This window comes from Methylomarinum sp. Ch1-1, assembly GCF_030717995.2.
Lineage (GTDB): Bacteria > Pseudomonadota > Gammaproteobacteria > Methylococcales > Methylomonadaceae > Methylomarinum > Methylomarinum roseum.
In genome coordinates this window covers 2,415,120-2,429,646 of record NZ_CP157743.1, presented here as the reverse complement: position 1 = coordinate 2,429,646, position 14,527 = coordinate 2,415,120, and the positions used below count along the sequence as shown (strand labels likewise).

Annotated in this window: 13 protein-coding genes; 3 read left to right on the top strand and 10 right to left on the bottom strand. The window is 50.0% G+C overall.

Going from position 1 to position 14,527, the window contains the following annotated elements:
* Positions 1 to 5 precede the first annotated feature (5 nt).
* The 3 genes from Q9L42_RS11260 to Q9L42_RS11250 form a co-directional block, all read right to left on the bottom strand.
* Entirely contained in the window at positions 6 to 1,235 is a 1,230-nt protein-coding gene (locus Q9L42_RS11260) for a hypothetical protein (protein WP_305908302.1), read from the bottom strand.
* Positions 1,235 to 1,936, bottom strand: coding sequence for a tetratricopeptide repeat protein (locus Q9L42_RS11255; RefSeq protein ID WP_305908303.1), 702 nt, complete (start codon positions 1,934 to 1,936; stop codon positions 1,235 to 1,237). The genes Q9L42_RS11260 and Q9L42_RS11255 overlap by 1 nt, the downstream gene beginning before the upstream one ends.
* A 931-nt stretch (positions 1,937 to 2,867) precedes the next feature.
* The gene (locus Q9L42_RS11250) at positions 2,868 to 4,331 is read right to left on the bottom strand and encodes an SPOR domain-containing protein (RefSeq protein WP_349431095.1); all 1,464 of its coding nucleotides are present in this window, start codon (positions 4,329 to 4,331) and stop codon (positions 2,868 to 2,870) included.
* A 285-nt stretch (positions 4,332 to 4,616) separates the two neighbouring features.
* Between Q9L42_RS11250 and Q9L42_RS11245 the strand changes: the two genes are divergently transcribed.
* The 3 genes from Q9L42_RS11245 to Q9L42_RS11235 are packed head-to-tail and all read left to right on the top strand — an operon-like array spanning position 4,617 to position 7,053.
* Positions 4,617 to 5,141 (top strand): glycine cleavage system protein R, encoded by a 525-nt coding sequence (locus tag Q9L42_RS11245; RefSeq protein WP_305908306.1) that lies wholly within the window; start codon positions 4,617 to 4,619, stop codon positions 5,139 to 5,141.
* A 6-nt stretch (positions 5,142 to 5,147) separates the two neighbouring features.
* Positions 5,148 to 5,618: a peroxiredoxin gene (locus Q9L42_RS11240; RefSeq protein WP_305908307.1), complete on the top strand. Its 471-nt coding sequence runs from the start codon at positions 5,148 to 5,150 to the stop codon at positions 5,616 to 5,618.
* A gap of 19 nt (positions 5,619 to 5,637) precedes the next feature.
* Positions 5,638 to 7,053, top strand: coding sequence for a PhoH family protein (locus Q9L42_RS11235; protein ID WP_305908308.1), 1,416 nt, complete (start codon positions 5,638 to 5,640; stop codon positions 7,051 to 7,053).
* Positions 7,054 to 8,479: 1,426 nt separating this feature from the next.
* Here the strand turns inward: Q9L42_RS11235 and Q9L42_RS11230 are convergent.
* The 7 genes from Q9L42_RS11230 to Q9L42_RS11200 all read right to left on the bottom strand — a co-directional run bounded on the left by Q9L42_RS11230 (position 8,480) and on the right by Q9L42_RS11200 (position 14,296).
* The gene (locus Q9L42_RS11230; RefSeq protein WP_349431094.1) at positions 8,480 to 9,580 is read right to left on the bottom strand and encodes an AI-2E family transporter; all 1,101 of its coding nucleotides are present in this window, start codon (positions 9,578 to 9,580) and stop codon (positions 8,480 to 8,482) included.
* 282 nt (positions 9,581 to 9,862) lie between these two features.
* Positions 9,863 to 10,168 (bottom strand): STAS domain-containing protein, encoded by a 306-nt coding sequence (locus tag Q9L42_RS11225; protein WP_305908312.1) that lies wholly within the window; start codon positions 10,166 to 10,168, stop codon positions 9,863 to 9,865.
* A 10-nt stretch (positions 10,169 to 10,178) separates the two neighbouring features.
* Positions 10,179 to 10,475 (bottom strand): hypothetical protein, encoded by a 297-nt coding sequence (locus tag Q9L42_RS11220; RefSeq protein WP_305908313.1) that lies wholly within the window; start codon positions 10,473 to 10,475, stop codon positions 10,179 to 10,181.
* A gap of 60 nt (positions 10,476 to 10,535) precedes the next feature.
* Positions 10,536 to 11,732: a methyl-accepting chemotaxis protein gene (locus Q9L42_RS11215; protein ID WP_349431093.1), complete on the bottom strand. Its 1,197-nt coding sequence runs from the start codon at positions 11,730 to 11,732 to the stop codon at positions 10,536 to 10,538.
* 10 nt (positions 11,733 to 11,742) lie between these two features.
* Positions 11,743 to 12,822 carry a protein-glutamate methylesterase/protein-glutamine glutaminase gene (locus Q9L42_RS11210; protein WP_305908315.1) on the bottom strand — a complete coding sequence of 360 codons (1,080 nt, stop codon included), beginning with the start codon at positions 12,820 to 12,822 and terminating at the stop codon, positions 11,743 to 11,745.
* Entirely contained in the window at positions 12,822 to 13,379 is a 558-nt protein-coding gene (gene cheD, locus Q9L42_RS11205; RefSeq protein WP_432648900.1) for a chemoreceptor glutamine deamidase CheD, read from the bottom strand. Before cheD ends, Q9L42_RS11210 begins: the two co-directional genes overlap by 1 nt.
* Positions 13,380 to 13,462: 83 nt before the next feature.
* On the bottom strand, positions 13,463 to 14,296 hold the full coding sequence (locus tag Q9L42_RS11200; RefSeq protein ID WP_349431092.1) for a CheR family methyltransferase: 834 nt from the start codon (positions 14,294 to 14,296) through the stop codon (positions 13,463 to 13,465).
* Between the last annotated feature and the right edge of the window lie 231 nt (positions 14,297 to 14,527).

The window sequence follows — 14,527 nt, the reverse complement described above, 5'->3', positions numbered from 1 at the left end:
TAGTTTTATTCGGCTGATTTCGCGGCTCTTAATTTACTTAATATCTTGTTGAACAAACCGCTGGATTGCGTCGCTTTGATGTTTTCGGGCGCCACCATTTGATCGGCCTTGCGTTCTGCCTGCCCCAACAGATCAAGCGCATGACATGCGCTGACAAAGACAAACACATACTGCGGCTTAATATTAAGCACTTCGGCAATATTCATCAGCGGTCTCGGTTCCCTGATCAACAGAGCGGCGATACGCAACGCATGCGGCGTATTGACCAGACGGGTCATATTAGGCCATCTCTTCAAAAAAACCGGCTTATCGATATCGAGATTGGAGGGATAACGCCCCTTAGAAGTCCATAGCGTTAATTTCCAGATGAACGCATCCATGCTGAGAAATTTATCCAACGCCCCTCCGTTTTGGGCCTCTTTTAAATTGATAGGCGACAATGACATCCCCGAGCCTGAGCTATTGTTGATGGTGATGCCGGCGAAGGCTCTTAACTGCATATCATCGGCATCCAACCATACTTCATGACTTTGTGGAAAAATCAGTAGCGGTTTCCAACCGGAATTTAACTGCACGACCCTGGCTTTGGCCTTAGCGACTTTGAAAGCGGACTTGACATAGCCTTGATAAAAATTAAGCGGATTATAAACAGCCTTGCGCACCTGCTCTTGATTGTTGAAATCGATGTCCGGAAGAACGCCGATGAAGGTGGAAAAGCCGCCTTCATTATATTGTTTGGCCGTTTGATGCTTGGCGGTTTTCTTCCGCTCTTCTTCGTTAATCGTTTTCTTAGAGGATTGTCGCGAGCTCTCAACCGTTGCTTGCGCCACAGCGCCACTGCGATCCTTGTTGTCGGATTGCATCCCATTCATCGACGGCTTAACAAATAAGGTTTTTTCGCTTTGCTTTCGAGCCAGTGTCTTAGCTTGCTCTAACGCGGTCAGCAGACTCTCCCGCTTGATTGGCTTTTTCAGAAAAATGCTGTTTTCCAGCTGCAGGTTCTCCAATGACATCGCGATAATCGGCCGATCTGGGCTAGATTGCTTGCGTTGTTCTAAGATTTCTCTTGCGGTGGGATAATCGGCATCGATAATATCGATCTCCGCGTCGATGTCTTCGACGACAACGGCAGCCCCGTTACAGGGTCCCTGCAGATACATCACCATGGTTTTGTAACTGCGGCCATCCATGCCATAAAGCGCCACTTGCAACGGCTTCTTATCCTTAGCTTTCATTATTTCCGCCCGTTAAAATAGTGTTCCAATGAATTCCAAGCGGGGATCATATCATGTCTACTTTGCGATACCGATGCATACATCGACTTGAAACGAGCCTGATTATCGGTGAGTCGATACAACTCCAGTAATTGCTCCTGTAAATCTTCCCTAAAAGGCGCCTCGTTGACTCCTTGTTCGAGCACATCCATCGCTTCATCGAGTTGACTGTATTCAATGTAGTCATGAGCCAATGCCAAATAATCATGCTCTATCGTTACGGCGGCGGTTTTTTCAATGATCTGCGGGTCGCCCACCTGTCCCTCTGTCAGGATGCTAAATCCATTGCCGGGCAAGCGATGACCGCCTTGAAAATAGCGCTGCAAGTTCGCCAATTGTTCGCGATCCATCCCCCTCGCCGTTCCTTTGATCACTCTATATGCCAGATTCTTCCCGCCACCCGACAACAGGGTAAGCAAGTCGGCCAAAGCCGCATAGAGCTGTTCCGATCTTCGTTGTCGATAACAAGCAAAAATTCTTTGCATGTGTAGCAATAGATTCTTGGGTTTTTGCACGACCCGATAAACCAGGTTTTCTATCTCCTTATCTTCACTCAGCTCGCAGGGATGATAAATGACGCGATTGGTGCGCAGGAACTCATATTGGGTCGGCCGATCAGCTTTCGTATGGTGATGAATTAATATGGAATGATAAGTAGGCATTGCCAAGTCTCTAGCGGTATTACCACAAGGATAGACAGAAATTAAATTTTTACCAGTTTGTGTTTGTGACGAAGATCTCTATTTTAATAACCGCCGAGACCTGAAAATTTGACGCCCTCCCCTTGGGAAGGCGGACGAAGCAGCTTGGACAAACATCGCCACTGCCATGAGCAGGCTTTGATTTGAGAGACTTTGCAAATTCCAGTTTGGATCACAAAGAGGGCTTAGGGTGTGTTTGGCGAGGATGTCGACAGAAGGATGCTGCCGTCAAGCCCCCAGCAGCTAAATTCCATGGCTTTTGGGCTACATCTTACATTCCAGGATAATTTAACTGCTGGGTGAACGGTGCTCCTCGACAGACGCTTCCTTGGGCGGGGCGGATTATTTAACCCGCCCCAAACGTTTAACTTACTCTAGTGACGGTTGAATCGTTCAGGACCTCGTTAATCTGTATTTCGCAAGCGACATGTGGGCTACTTGCTTTTCGCGCCGAGGGCGGCGCTCCTACGCAAAGCACCGTCTTGCCTTCGAATGTGCTGAACAGCGTGAAGCGCATCAAAAACCGGTGCGCTTCCTATCGTCAGCACACCCGCACCGTAGGGCGGCTTCGCGAAGCAAGCCGCCAAAAACCGCCTCCGGGGAAAAATTGGCCGTGTACGCAATGAGGCAGCCCTGAGCTAAATTTCATGGCTTTTGGGCTACATCTTACATTCCAGGATAATTTAGCTGCTGGGTGAACGGCGCTCCTCGAGACACTTCCTAAACATAACCTCGGTTCGGGATAATTGCTCCTGCATTTTCTACATTTCCTTGGCGGACAGAACCAAAATCGGCCATCCGGCCGGATAATGGGCGTCCTATTAATCCTCATGCATGGGTTGTTAACCGACAGTCATTCAAAGACAACGGCCGGCTTCATGAAATATCCGGGTTAACCGTCTTTAGTGACCCAAACGGAACTTAAATTCAGCGTTTTTTTAACCTTCGCGGCATAAGCGGCGGCCTTATATTTGCTCTGAAAACCTGTCACCCGCAAGCGAAACCAGTCTTCTCCTTTAACCTCAACGTTCATCACTTCAACCGGAACGCCTTGTTTTTCGAATTCCGCCGCCTTGCGTTTGGCATACCACTGCTGTTTGAACGAAACCAGGTTAACGACCCAGTTTTGTTTGACGACTGGGGCTTTTTTAGGCGTTTTTTTCACCGCCGCGATGTTTTTGCTTTCCAGCTCGTCGACTTTTTGTTGCAGCGCCTCAAGCACCGCCCCAGTTTGCATATTGCGTTCGGCCAACTGAGTTAATTGATTGTCTAGAGATTCACCGCCAGAACTGCCTTGCAACGCCTGCATCTGCTTGTTCAGCTCGGTTATTTGCGCAGAATAACGGGCGACCTCGCTATCCATACGATCCAAACGAACACTCACCGAATTCAACTGATCGCTGTTATTATCCCTCGCAATCCAGGCATCGACTTGTTCTTCCAGGCTGATCAAGGCCTGTGACAAATCGGCGGTCCTGGAATTGGCGGAGAAGCCGACGATACCCAAGCCCCCCCCCAGCAGCAACGCAAGGATGGCGACGGCTAATGCGGCATAGGCAAATACCGGCTTTTGCTGCTCCAACGCCGCAACCTTGCGCGACATTTTTTTCTGTCCACCACTGAGCTCGTCCATTTCTTCAGTCAGGGCAACCGCCTTGCCCTCTTTATGCTCGATCGCTGCCAATTGTTGCCTGAACATTTCCTGAGCGCTTTGTAACGCAGCCAGTTGCGTATGGATGGCGGCGATGGCGGCGTCGCTCTCGGCTTTTTCGTTAAGCGGCGCTTGTTTTGTCTCAGAGTCGGCGGCATCAACGCCGCCCTGCTCTTCCTGATCCGCCCAGTCCTCTTCAACCTCCGCCTCATCCGCCGAAATATCAAAATCGGACAGCATGAAGTCCTGCTCAACCTCGGTATTTTCCGTCTGATCGGACGGCTCATCCTGTTGAGCAAATTCATCCGCGTCCTCTACCTGCGCTGCTAGTTCATCATCGAATTGCTGCTCGGCGAATTCATCGATGCCAGCATCTTCCGGCGTTTGTTCCTTTCCGCCATCCAGTTCCACAAACGGCTCATCATCGGCAAACTCATCCACTTCCTCTTCCCCGTCATCGAACTGAGAGGGTGGGCTCTCGTTGGCGCCGTCACCGATCAGCTCATCGATTTCGGCAAATTCGTCCTCTTCTTCATCGATCGGGCTATCAAAGGCATTATCCATTAACAGACGATCGATTGCGTCTTCATCATCGATCAATTCATCGGAGCGATCCGTCGATTTTTCAGATTCATCCAACATTGAATCGAAGTCATCGACTAGCTTGTTTGTTTCAGTTTTGTTATTTTCGGAAGAGTCAGCCATTTTCATTCTCTGCGGCGTCGCCGTTTAAGTTTGCCGGTATCGACAAACATTATACTCAATTAAGCGCTCAGTATAGTCCGCATCCTAGAAAGTTGTAGCGTACTAACGCAAGCATTGGAGGTGTCGATTTATCATTATTAAGCGTCGCCCCCCTCATGGCGGGCAAGAGAATGAAATTTCTGGTAAATCGAACGAAGTGTCGGTTTAATCTCACCTCCCATAATAATTGTTATCTTTTAATGCAATTTTGATGCTAAACTGAAAACGAAAAACAGGTTATCTTTTATGCAACTGGCAATTACCGCGTTAGGCACAAAAACGACCCTTTATTTGGCCGAAGTTTTATCGGCAATCAGCAATTGTAAATGTAATGTCGTAGAACTAAGAACCTCTCAATTGGCCACCACCTCTGCCGCTTATCTGCTCATTGAAGGCAATTGGAATCATATTGCCAAACTGGAAAATATTTTAGACGGTTTACAGGACCGCCTCGGCATTCAATTCCAATCGATGAGACCGGAGACCACTAAATCCGCTAGCGATGGCATTCCCTATTCCCTAGAAACCTTGTCCTTATACCGCAATGACGTGATCCAGGATATCACTGCATTTTTAATGAACCGCGACATCGGTATCGAAGAAATTTCCGCCAGCCGCTACCTGGCTCCCTATTGCCAAAGCCCAATTTTTTCAACTCGCTTCATCCTCACCATTCCCCCGGAGATCCGTTTACTCTCGTTACGAGAAGAATTCCTCGATTTTTGCGACAATCTCAATCTGGACGCTATTTTGGAACCCATTAAACGCTAACAAACCATGACGATGATCAACATTAACGAAACCGTACCCGATTTTGAAGCCCCCGCGACCGGCGATAAAACCTTCAAACTTTCCGACTATCGTGGCAAAAAAGTGGTCCTATATTTTTATCCCAAGGACAACACCCCGGGCTGCACCCAGGAAGGCCGTGATTTTCGCGATAACATCGAAAAATTCAATGACTTGAATACCGTCATCCTAGGCGTCTCCAGAGACAGCGTCAAGGTTCACGAAGGCTTCAAATGCAAACAAGAATTTCCTTTCGATTTGCTCTCGGACAAGGAAGAACAACTGTGCCAATTATTCGATGTCATCAAGATGAAAAACATGTATGGCAAGCAAGTCAGAGGCATAGAACGCAGCACCTTTCTGATCGACGAACAAGGCGTACTGGTTCATGAATGGCGCAAAGTAAAAGTAAAGACGCATATCGAAGAAATTTTGCAAAAACTCAACGAACTGTCCTGACAGAGAGGGAAATCGACATATGAATTTAGAGTCATCGGACAATAAAAAACTGTTTGTTCTTGATACCAATGTGTTGATGCATGATCCCACTTCAATTTTTCATTTCCAGGAACATAATATTTTCATTCCGATGGTTGTTCTGGAAGAGCTGGATCGCACCAAGCGCGGCCTCTCCGATGTCTCCAGAAACGTGCGTCAGGTCAGCCGCTTTCTCGATGAACTGATCCATGGCGCCGATCGCCAATCGATAACCGATGGCTTGCCTTTGTCCCGTATCGAACATGGCCCGAATACCGAATCGTCGTTTGACGGCCGCCTCTACTTCCAGACCCGCCAGCTAAATGACTCACTGCCTGCGAGCATGCCGGGCCATATCGCCGACAATTCGATTTTATCGGTCGTGCTGGCGTTGACTAAAGAACATCCCAGCACCAATATTATCTTGGTGTCAAAAGACATCAATATGCGCATCAAAGCCGCAGCGCTGGAACTGAACGCCGAAGACTATCACAGTGATCAAACGCTGGAGGATATCGATCTGCTCTATAGCGGCGCCCAGGGCTTGAGCGATGACTTCTGGGAAGTACACGGCTCGAAAATGGAATCCTGGCTAAACAATGGCCGCACCTTCTATAAGCTCAATGGCCCCCTGGTGGCCGACTGGTATCCGAACCAGTACTTGTACATGGAAAATGAATCCAACTTTGAAGCCATCGTCAGGACCTGCGATGGCGAAACAGCGACGTTGGAGTTGCTTCGCGACTATCGCAGCAAACATAACAATATCTGGGGAATCAGCGCCAAGAATCGCGAACAGAATTTCGCCCTCAATGTGCTACTCGACCCCGATATTGATTTCGTCACCCTATTGGGAACCGCTGGCACCGGTAAGACATTGCTGGCGCTGGCCGCCGGCCTAACCATGACCATGGAACATAAACTCTATCAGGAAATCGTCATGACCCGGCAAACCGTGCCGGTGGGTGAAGACATCGGCTTTTTGCCAGGCAGCGAGGAAGAAAAAATGGCGCCCTGGATGGGCGCATTAATGGATAATTTGGAGCTGCTGGGCAGCCGTTCCGGCAACAACGAATGGGAACAAGGCGCCAGTCATAATATCCTGATGAACCGGGTTAAAATCCGTTCACTGAATTTTATGCGCGGCCGGACATTTTTGAATCGTTACCTGATCATCGATGAGGCGCAAAACCTAACTCCCAAGCAGATGAAAACCCTGATCACCCGCTCAGGGCCCGGCAGCAAGGTGATCTGCATCGGCAATCTGGGGCAAATTGACACGCCCTACCTTACCGCAACGACGTCAGGCCTGACCTATGTCGTCGACCGTTTCAAAAGCTGGCAAAACAGCGCGCATATTACCCTGCGTCGCGGCGAGCGTTCGCGCCTAGCCGACTACGCCTCGGAAATACTATAAACGTACCGGCGCGGCGCGCCAGTGCGCGCCTCACGATAGATTGTGGGACTCCCTGTCTGGGCGGGGCGGGTTATTTAACCCGCCCCGTACGTTTAATTTACTTTAGGCACAGTTGAATCGTTCAGGACCTCGTTGACCTGCATAGCGACATGCGGCTACTTGCGATGCGGCTCCGCCAAAGTCTGCCCGTAGGAGGCCCGTCCTCGGGCCGAATGGCTCTTTTCGCGCCAAGGGCGGCGCTCCTACGCAAAGCACCGTCTTGCCTTTCGTCATCACACCCCGTACCGGTAGGGTGGATCAAGCGCAGCGGATCCGCCAGCGTAGGGCGGCTTCGCAAAGCAAGCCGCCAAACCCCGCACCGGGGGAAAATTGGCCGTTGTGCAATTGCCTGGCGGCGAATCCACCCTACGGTCGCGATGCCTTTCGTAGGATGTGCTGAACAACGTGAAGCGCATCAAAAACTGGTGCGCTTCCTATCGTCAGCACACCCTACCCGCATCCGTAAGATGGATCACGCGCAGCGGATCCGCCAACGTAGGGCGGCTTCGCGAAGCAAGCCGCCAAACCCCGCACCGGGGGAAAATTGGCCGTTGTGCATATCCAAGCGGATTGCCTGGCGGCGAATCCACCCTACGGTCGCGATGCCTTTCGTAGGATGTGCTGAACAACGTGAAGCGCATCAAAAACCGGTGCGCTTCCTATCGTCAGCACACCCTACCCGCACCGTAAGATGAATCACGCGCAGCGAATCCGCCAATGTAGGGCGGCTTCGCGAAGCAAGCCGCCAAACCCCGCACCGGGGGAAAATTGGCCGTTGTGCATATCCAGGCGGATTGCCTGGCGGCGAATCCACCCTACGGTCGCGATGCCTTTCGTAGGATGTGCTGAACAACGTGAAGCGCATCAAAAACTGGTGCGCTTCCTATCGTCAGCACACCCTACCCGCATCCGTAAGATGGATCACGCGCAGCGAATCCGCCAAAAGCATTCAATTCGCGCGTCTTCTGGAAGATCTACCTGATACCGGCGGGTTTCTTAATCCGAACTCAGGTCAAACACAGCAAAAATGCTCAAACTGGGAAACTTCAGCCAGCGTAGGGCGGCTTCGCGAAGCAAGCCGCCAAACCCCGCACCGGGGGAAAATTGGCCGTTGTGCATATCCAAGCGGATTGCCTGGCGGCGAATCCACCCTACGGTCGCGATGCCTTTCGTAGGATGTGCTGAACAACGTGAAGCGCATCAAAAACCGGTGCGCTTCCTATCGTCAGCACACCCTACCCGCACCGTAAGATGAATCACGCGCAGCGAATCCGCCAAAAGCATTCAATTCGCGCGTCTTCTGGAAAATCTACCTGATACCGGCGGGTTACTTAATCCGAACTCAGGTTAAAGTAAAGTAGCCTGTCCCCTTTTTCTTTCCGGATGGCTATAAATTGCTGGACATATGCTTGTCCTCGATACGCGGCCAAGCGGTCAGCACGGCCTTAACCAGCGTCGCCAACGGAATGGCGAAAAACACCCCCCAAAATCCCCATAAGCCGCCAAAGAAAAAAATCGCGACGATGATCGCCACCGGATGCAAATTAACCGCTTCGGAAAACAGCAACGGCACCAACACCACGCCGTCCAGCGCCTGTATCACTGAATAGACAATCACCACATACATGAATTGATCGCTGGTCACCCCCCATTGGATATAGGCCACCGCAAGCACTGGAAAGGTCACCAAGGTCGCCCCAACATAGGGGATCACCACCGAAAGCCCCATCAGCACGGCCAGCAGCATCGCATAATTCAGCCCCAGCGTCGAATAAGCGATATAACTAACAAACCAGAGGATGAAGACCTCGACAAACTTCCCCCTGACATAATTACCGATCTGCACATCGACCTCATTCCAAACCCGAACCGTCAAATGACGGTCCCTGGGCAAGAACTGTATAAACCAGTCCAATATCAGTTTTTTATCTTTTAAGAAGAAAAACACCATAAACGGCACCAGGAACAAATAAACGATGGTCGTGGCAATCCCGAGCACCGAGGAAGCCGAACTGGAGATCACGTCCTGACCATATTTCAATAACTCTCGTTGTACCGTAAACATGATTTCCCTGATTCTGCTTTCGGAAATAAATTGCGGATACATGACCGGCAAATTCATGATCTCCGTTTGCGCGCTTTTGACGATTTCCGGAATGTTCTGCACCAATTGCACCGCCTGACCGGAAACCATCGGCATCAACACAAAAATCATGAAACCCAGAATCGCCATAAAGCCCGAAAACACCAAATACACGGCCGGTAACCGCGGCAGTTTTTTCCGTTCCGCTTTTGCCACCAAGCCTTCCAGCAAATAAGCCAGAACGACGGAAGCAAACACCGGCATTAACAAGCCTGATAAGGCGTAAATCAGCAAGGAGCCGACAATCAGGATTACCGCCAAGACGATCGCCTGGGAATTAGGCAAAAAACGATGAAAAAAGTCGCGGATAAAAGTCAGATTGGAGAAATCAGTTTGTGTAGTCATTATCGGTAATGGATTGACAGAATTGTTGTTATTGTTGTTGTTCGCTACACTAACCTAGCCCGGAAACTGATGAAAGCCGCCCTCAAATCAGGTCGGCATTACAATATAAAAGTCAATGAAACGCTAAATCGGCAGCAATTCCCAATTTGGATAACAAAGAGGGCTTCGGGTGTTTGGCGAGGATGTCGGCGACTGCTGCCGTCTTTCATCGCCATCGCTGGCAATCATGGCCGGCCCACAATGTGAAAATGCGCGGAATTGTCATCAAAAACATCACCTCAATCAAACCAACGTGAACAATTTATCAAAGTTGGCGATTTCCAGAATTTTTCTGACTTCCGGCTTGGCATTTTTTATCCTTACCGCATTTCTGTTTTCACCGAGCCTATCACGCAATACCAGCAACATGCCCAGCGCCGAACTATCCAAATAGTCGGTTTGCGCCAAATTCACCTCGATTACATTAATCTTGTCATCGGTCAGGTTTGTCGCATCGCGAAATTGTTGATGGACACCGAAATCAAAGCGGCCGCTGACCTCAATGTGCAAAGTGCCAGTATTGGAATCAAGTTTCGTCGTTACGCCCATTTTCTATTCCTTAATAAAGAATCAATTTAGGAACGAGCATGAAATAACTTTCAAATGTGCGAAGAGAGTTCGGTATCTCGATTGACAGGTGTCGGTGGCAGGGCAGATTTTTTGCTCCTGCAAAATCTGCATTTCCACCATTCCCTGGCGGGCAGATGCCGCCTTCAAGTCTACGCCGCACAAGGATGTGCAAGTGCGGCGCTAAGCAGGAGTTGTTAGCCGCCAAGGATGTATATTCACGGCGCCCTGTCAAGCGAGTTGTCGAACCTTCAAAAAGCTTACTATTGATCGAAGTTATTTTGTTCATATTCCTTAATCGCAAACCTTGAAGCCGTTAGCCATGATTTGCATCCGCTAACATTTCCAATCAAAATAATTCCACTTCACCTTCATCCATCGCAGACTGAGTGACGGTCTTTTTTTCTCTTACTTGCCATTGATTTTTCATTTCATGCAAGCGCTGCGTTCCTTCCCGCAATTCATTAATCCATCGCTGACCATCGCCGGTCTTGAATACCCCTAAGCCGATGCGCATTTCATCGGCCATGGCCTGAAAGTGCTGCGTGCTGAATTGTAGATACTCAACAATTTGTCTGGCCATATCCTCAAACTGTAGTCCCCGAACCGCATCGTTAACGGTGCTATCGATCTGCATATTGAGGCTGGAAACTTGACTCAATTTATCGGCAATCGATTGATTCATCGCCGCAATCTCGGTCATCATTTTATCGATATTGGCTTTCGAGTTAATGGTCAGATTCATATCCTTGGAGGCCATTTTTTCGATCATCGACTGGGCCACATCGATATTGTTTTTCGAAGCATTCACCACCATCCTGATTTCCTCACTGAATTTATCGGAATTTTTCGACAAATTGCGCACCTCGTCGGCTACCACGGCAAAACCGCGCCCCGCTTCGCCGGCTCTGGCCGCTTCGATGGCGGCATTCAAGGCCAACAGATTGGTTTGATCCGCGATGCCCTGAACATCACTCAATAATTTCTCCACTTGGCCCATATGCTCGCCGACATCATGAATCACGCTGACCATTTGCATGCTTTGTTTACTGATTTGCACGATATGATCGATAAAAAAGCCCAACACATCATCGGTTTCCTCGGCAAATTCCTTGAAATTGAGTCCTTCTCCATCGTTATCGCTGGTATCGCCAAAATCCGACACCAGCGAATAAACGATATTGGACTGCCCTTCGGTCAGCGAATGCAAACCATTAAAACTGTTCGACATCGTGACGACGGCATCGGCGACAACCGATTTTAGCTGTAGGAGTTCTTGCTGGAAATTATCGACTTCCTGGCCGATGCATTGCTCCAATTCGCCGACATAGGCGTCGATAGCCTCATCCAGACGCTCATAATCGTTGCCCGTTTCCTTATCCTGCTTGGCCAACCTTTCCTTATTAAAATTACTCGCCAACCATATTATCGCCATCAACGGCACGCCGAGCCAAAATGCCGTTTCCACACTGATGACAAAACTCAATAACAGTACAGCAATGGTGGTCGAAATACAAAGGCCGTTCGTTTTTATTAATTCTTTCATCGCATACCTGTCAGAGTAAAGTCAATAATTGCTCGGCTATTTTATCCAGCGCCAATACATGGTGAGCCGCCCCCAGCCTATAGGCCTCGCCGGGCATTCCCCACACGACGCTGCTGGCTTCATCCTGGACGATATTGATGCTGCCGGCATCGCTCATTTCCTTCATAGCCACCGCGCCATCGGTCCCCATGCCGGTCAGCATCACGCCTATCGCATTGCTGCCGACATTCTGCGCCGCCGAGCGAAACAGCACGTCGACAGACGGTTTATGCCGATTGACCGGTAGACCGTCATTGAGACGACAAATATAGCGCGCGCCATCTCGAGTCACCAATAAATGCCGATCGCCGGGAGCAATATAGATATTGCCCGGCAAGATCTGTTGACCGTCCACGGCGAGGCAGGCGTTCATCGCGCTCGCCTCGTCGACATGCTTGGCGAAAGAGGCGCTGAAGGCCGCCGGTAAATGCTGAGTCACCACGATAGGCGGCGTGTCCGCCGGCAAATTCGCCACGACATTTTTAAGCGCCTCGGTGCCGCCGGTGGAAGAACCGAAGACGATGAGCTTATCGGTGGTGGCGAAGTGTTTTTTGCCTGCCGACGGTCTCAGCACCGCATCGACCGAGTGTCTTCCGGAATGAAGCGCAGCGCTCACTTGACGTTTTGGCGCTGGCGTCAGCGTTCGGACATGGGCCTTGGCCGCCGCCTTGACCTTGGCGATGATCTCCTCGGCATAATCCTGCAGGGAATTAGCCACATCGATCTTCGGCTTGGATACAAAATCCACCGCGCCTAATTGCAAGGCATTCAAGGTGACTTCGGCGCCTTTCTCGGTCAACGTCGAAATCATCACCACCGGCATCGGCCGTAAGCGCATCAGATTGCGCAGAAAAGTCAAACCATCCATCCGCGGCATTTCGACATCCAACGTTAATACATCGGGATTTAGCTGTTTGATTTTCGTTCTCGCGACATAGGGATCCGCCGCCGTACCGACCACTTCCAGCTCACCCGACGAGTTAAAAATCTCGGTCAGCATTTTTCTGATTAAGGCCGAGTCATCAATGATTAATATCTTGATTTTTTCCATTAGAATAATTCCACTTCGCCCTCGACCGGGATATCCTTAATCGCCGAGCGATACTGTCTTTCTCTATTGACGATGGTGTCATTATGCAAGTCTTTGATCTTCTTAACCCTGACCCGTCCTGTACGGGGATAATAATTGACCTTGCGGGGATAGATGTCGCCTAAATCACGGGACACCAGCTTAAGCGCTTCGGTATCGATATATTCTAGAACAAAATCGATATTCCTTTGCCCCACATCGCCTAAGGTCGGAATAATTTTACCCCCGCCAAACAACTTAACCTCGAGATTTTTACGCTTACCGCCATAACGTAGAATGCTGTTGATTAAATGCTCCATCGCATAATTACCATAGCGCGTCGCAGTGCCGACGACCGCTTCATCGCCGCCTGTCAAGCGCTCTACCGATGTTTCCGGCAGCATGAAGTGGTTCATACCGCCGATGGCCAATTCGCGGTCCCTGATACAGGCGGAAATGCAGGAACCCAATACCGTCGTGATCAACTCATCGTCGCGGGTGACATAGTATTCACCGGGCAACAATTTAGCCGCCGTCATCTCATGTTGCCTATCCCAATAGCGTTTGATGCCGGAAAATCCCGGCAACGAAGGTTTGACAATGGTATTCAAGCTGCCCCCCGCTATTGGATTTTACGATAGATGGTATTGCCGATCAGTTTGAAACCGGTCTCAAGGGCATGCAAAGACTCGGAATGGCCGATGAATAGATGAGCGCCGGCCGGCATTAAAGCGCCAAACCGGTTCGCTAACGATTCCTTGGTCGTCCGATCGAAATAAATCAATACATTGCGACAAAAAATGAAATCGAAGGGTCCTTTTAGCGGCCACTCCTTCATCAAATTCAGTTGCTTAAAGTGAATCATCCGCTGCAGCTCCTCTTTCACCTTCACCTTGTCAGCATTCCTTCCCGTTCCTTTTCTGAACCATCGTTGCAGACGTTGACGCGGCAACGCCGCGACCCGATCCATCGTATAAACGCCATCGGCGGCGGCCCGCAATACCTGAGTATCGAGGTCGGTCGCCAGTATTTTGACCGTCCAATCGCCCGGTAAGCGCTCGGCCAGCGCCATGGCGATGGAATACGGCTCCTCTCCACTGGAGCAACCGGCGGACCAAACCCTGACTTGTTTTTCGGCCTTTTTTTCTTTCAACAGCTTCGGAAGCAGCTGTTCTTGCAGATAATCGAAATGATGCCGCTCCCGAAAAAAAGAGGTCAGGTTAGTCGTAATCGCATTGATGAATTCGCCAAACTCGCGATCGGGATGAGCCTGCAAAAATCGACAATAATGCTCGAAATCAGGCACACCCAGCTTACGCACGCGTTTCGAGAGGCGTGAATAAAACATGTCGAATTTGTCATCCGGGACCAAAATGCCGGAATGCTCATTGGATAATTTCCTGAGCACATTAAAATCGTCCCAAGTATAGGGGAATTCTCGCAAGTTCTCTTTCACTTTGTTCCGGGACTCCCTCATTAAAAAATACCTGAACCAACACATTGGCTAATATCGCGTCATCCCTCTGGGCGGGGCGGGTTATTTAACCCGCCCCAAACGTTTAACTGACTCTAGTCACGGTTGAATCGTTCAGGACCTCGTTGACCTGCATTTCGCATAGCGACATGCGGCTACTTGCGCCGTGGCTCCGCCAACGTCTGCCCGTAGGAGGCCCGCCCTCGGGCCGAA

Bases quoted from the DNA above. Each gene is read 5' to 3' on its own strand.
- Q9L42_RS11260 (WP_305908302.1), bottom strand. From the start codon at position 1,235: ATGAAAGCTAAGGATAAGAAGCCGTTGCAAGTGGCGCTTTATGGCATG.
- Q9L42_RS11255 (WP_305908303.1), bottom strand. From the start codon at position 1,936: ATGCCTACTTATCATTCCATATTAATTCATCACCATACGAAAGCTGAT.
- Q9L42_RS11250 (WP_349431095.1), bottom strand. From the start codon at position 4,331: ATGGCTGACTCTTCCGAAAATAACAAAACTGAAACAAACAAGCTAGTC.
- Q9L42_RS11245 (WP_305908306.1), top strand. From the start codon at position 4,617: ATGCAACTGGCAATTACCGCGTTAGGCACAAAAACGACCCTTTATTTG.
- Q9L42_RS11240 (WP_305908307.1), top strand. From the start codon at position 5,148: ATGACGATGATCAACATTAACGAAACCGTACCCGATTTTGAAGCCCCC.
- Q9L42_RS11235 (WP_305908308.1), top strand. From the start codon at position 5,638: ATGAATTTAGAGTCATCGGACAATAAAAAACTGTTTGTTCTTGATACC.
- Q9L42_RS11230 (WP_349431094.1), bottom strand. From the start codon at position 9,580: ATGACTACACAAACTGATTTCTCCAATCTGACTTTTATCCGCGACTTT.
- Q9L42_RS11225 (WP_305908312.1), bottom strand. From the start codon at position 10,168: ATGGGCGTAACGACGAAACTTGATTCCAATACTGGCACTTTGCACATT.
- Q9L42_RS11220 (WP_305908313.1), bottom strand. From the start codon at position 10,475: ATGAACAAAATAACTTCGATCAATAGTAAGCTTTTTGAAGGTTCGACA.
- Q9L42_RS11215 (WP_349431093.1), bottom strand. From the start codon at position 11,732: ATGAAAGAATTAATAAAAACGAACGGCCTTTGTATTTCGACCACCATT.
- Q9L42_RS11210 (WP_305908315.1), bottom strand. From the start codon at position 12,822: ATGGAAAAAATCAAGATATTAATCATTGATGACTCGGCCTTAATCAGA.
- cheD (WP_432648900.1), bottom strand. From the start codon at position 13,379: ATGACGGCGGCTAAATTGTTGCCCGGTGAATACTATGTCACCCGCGAC.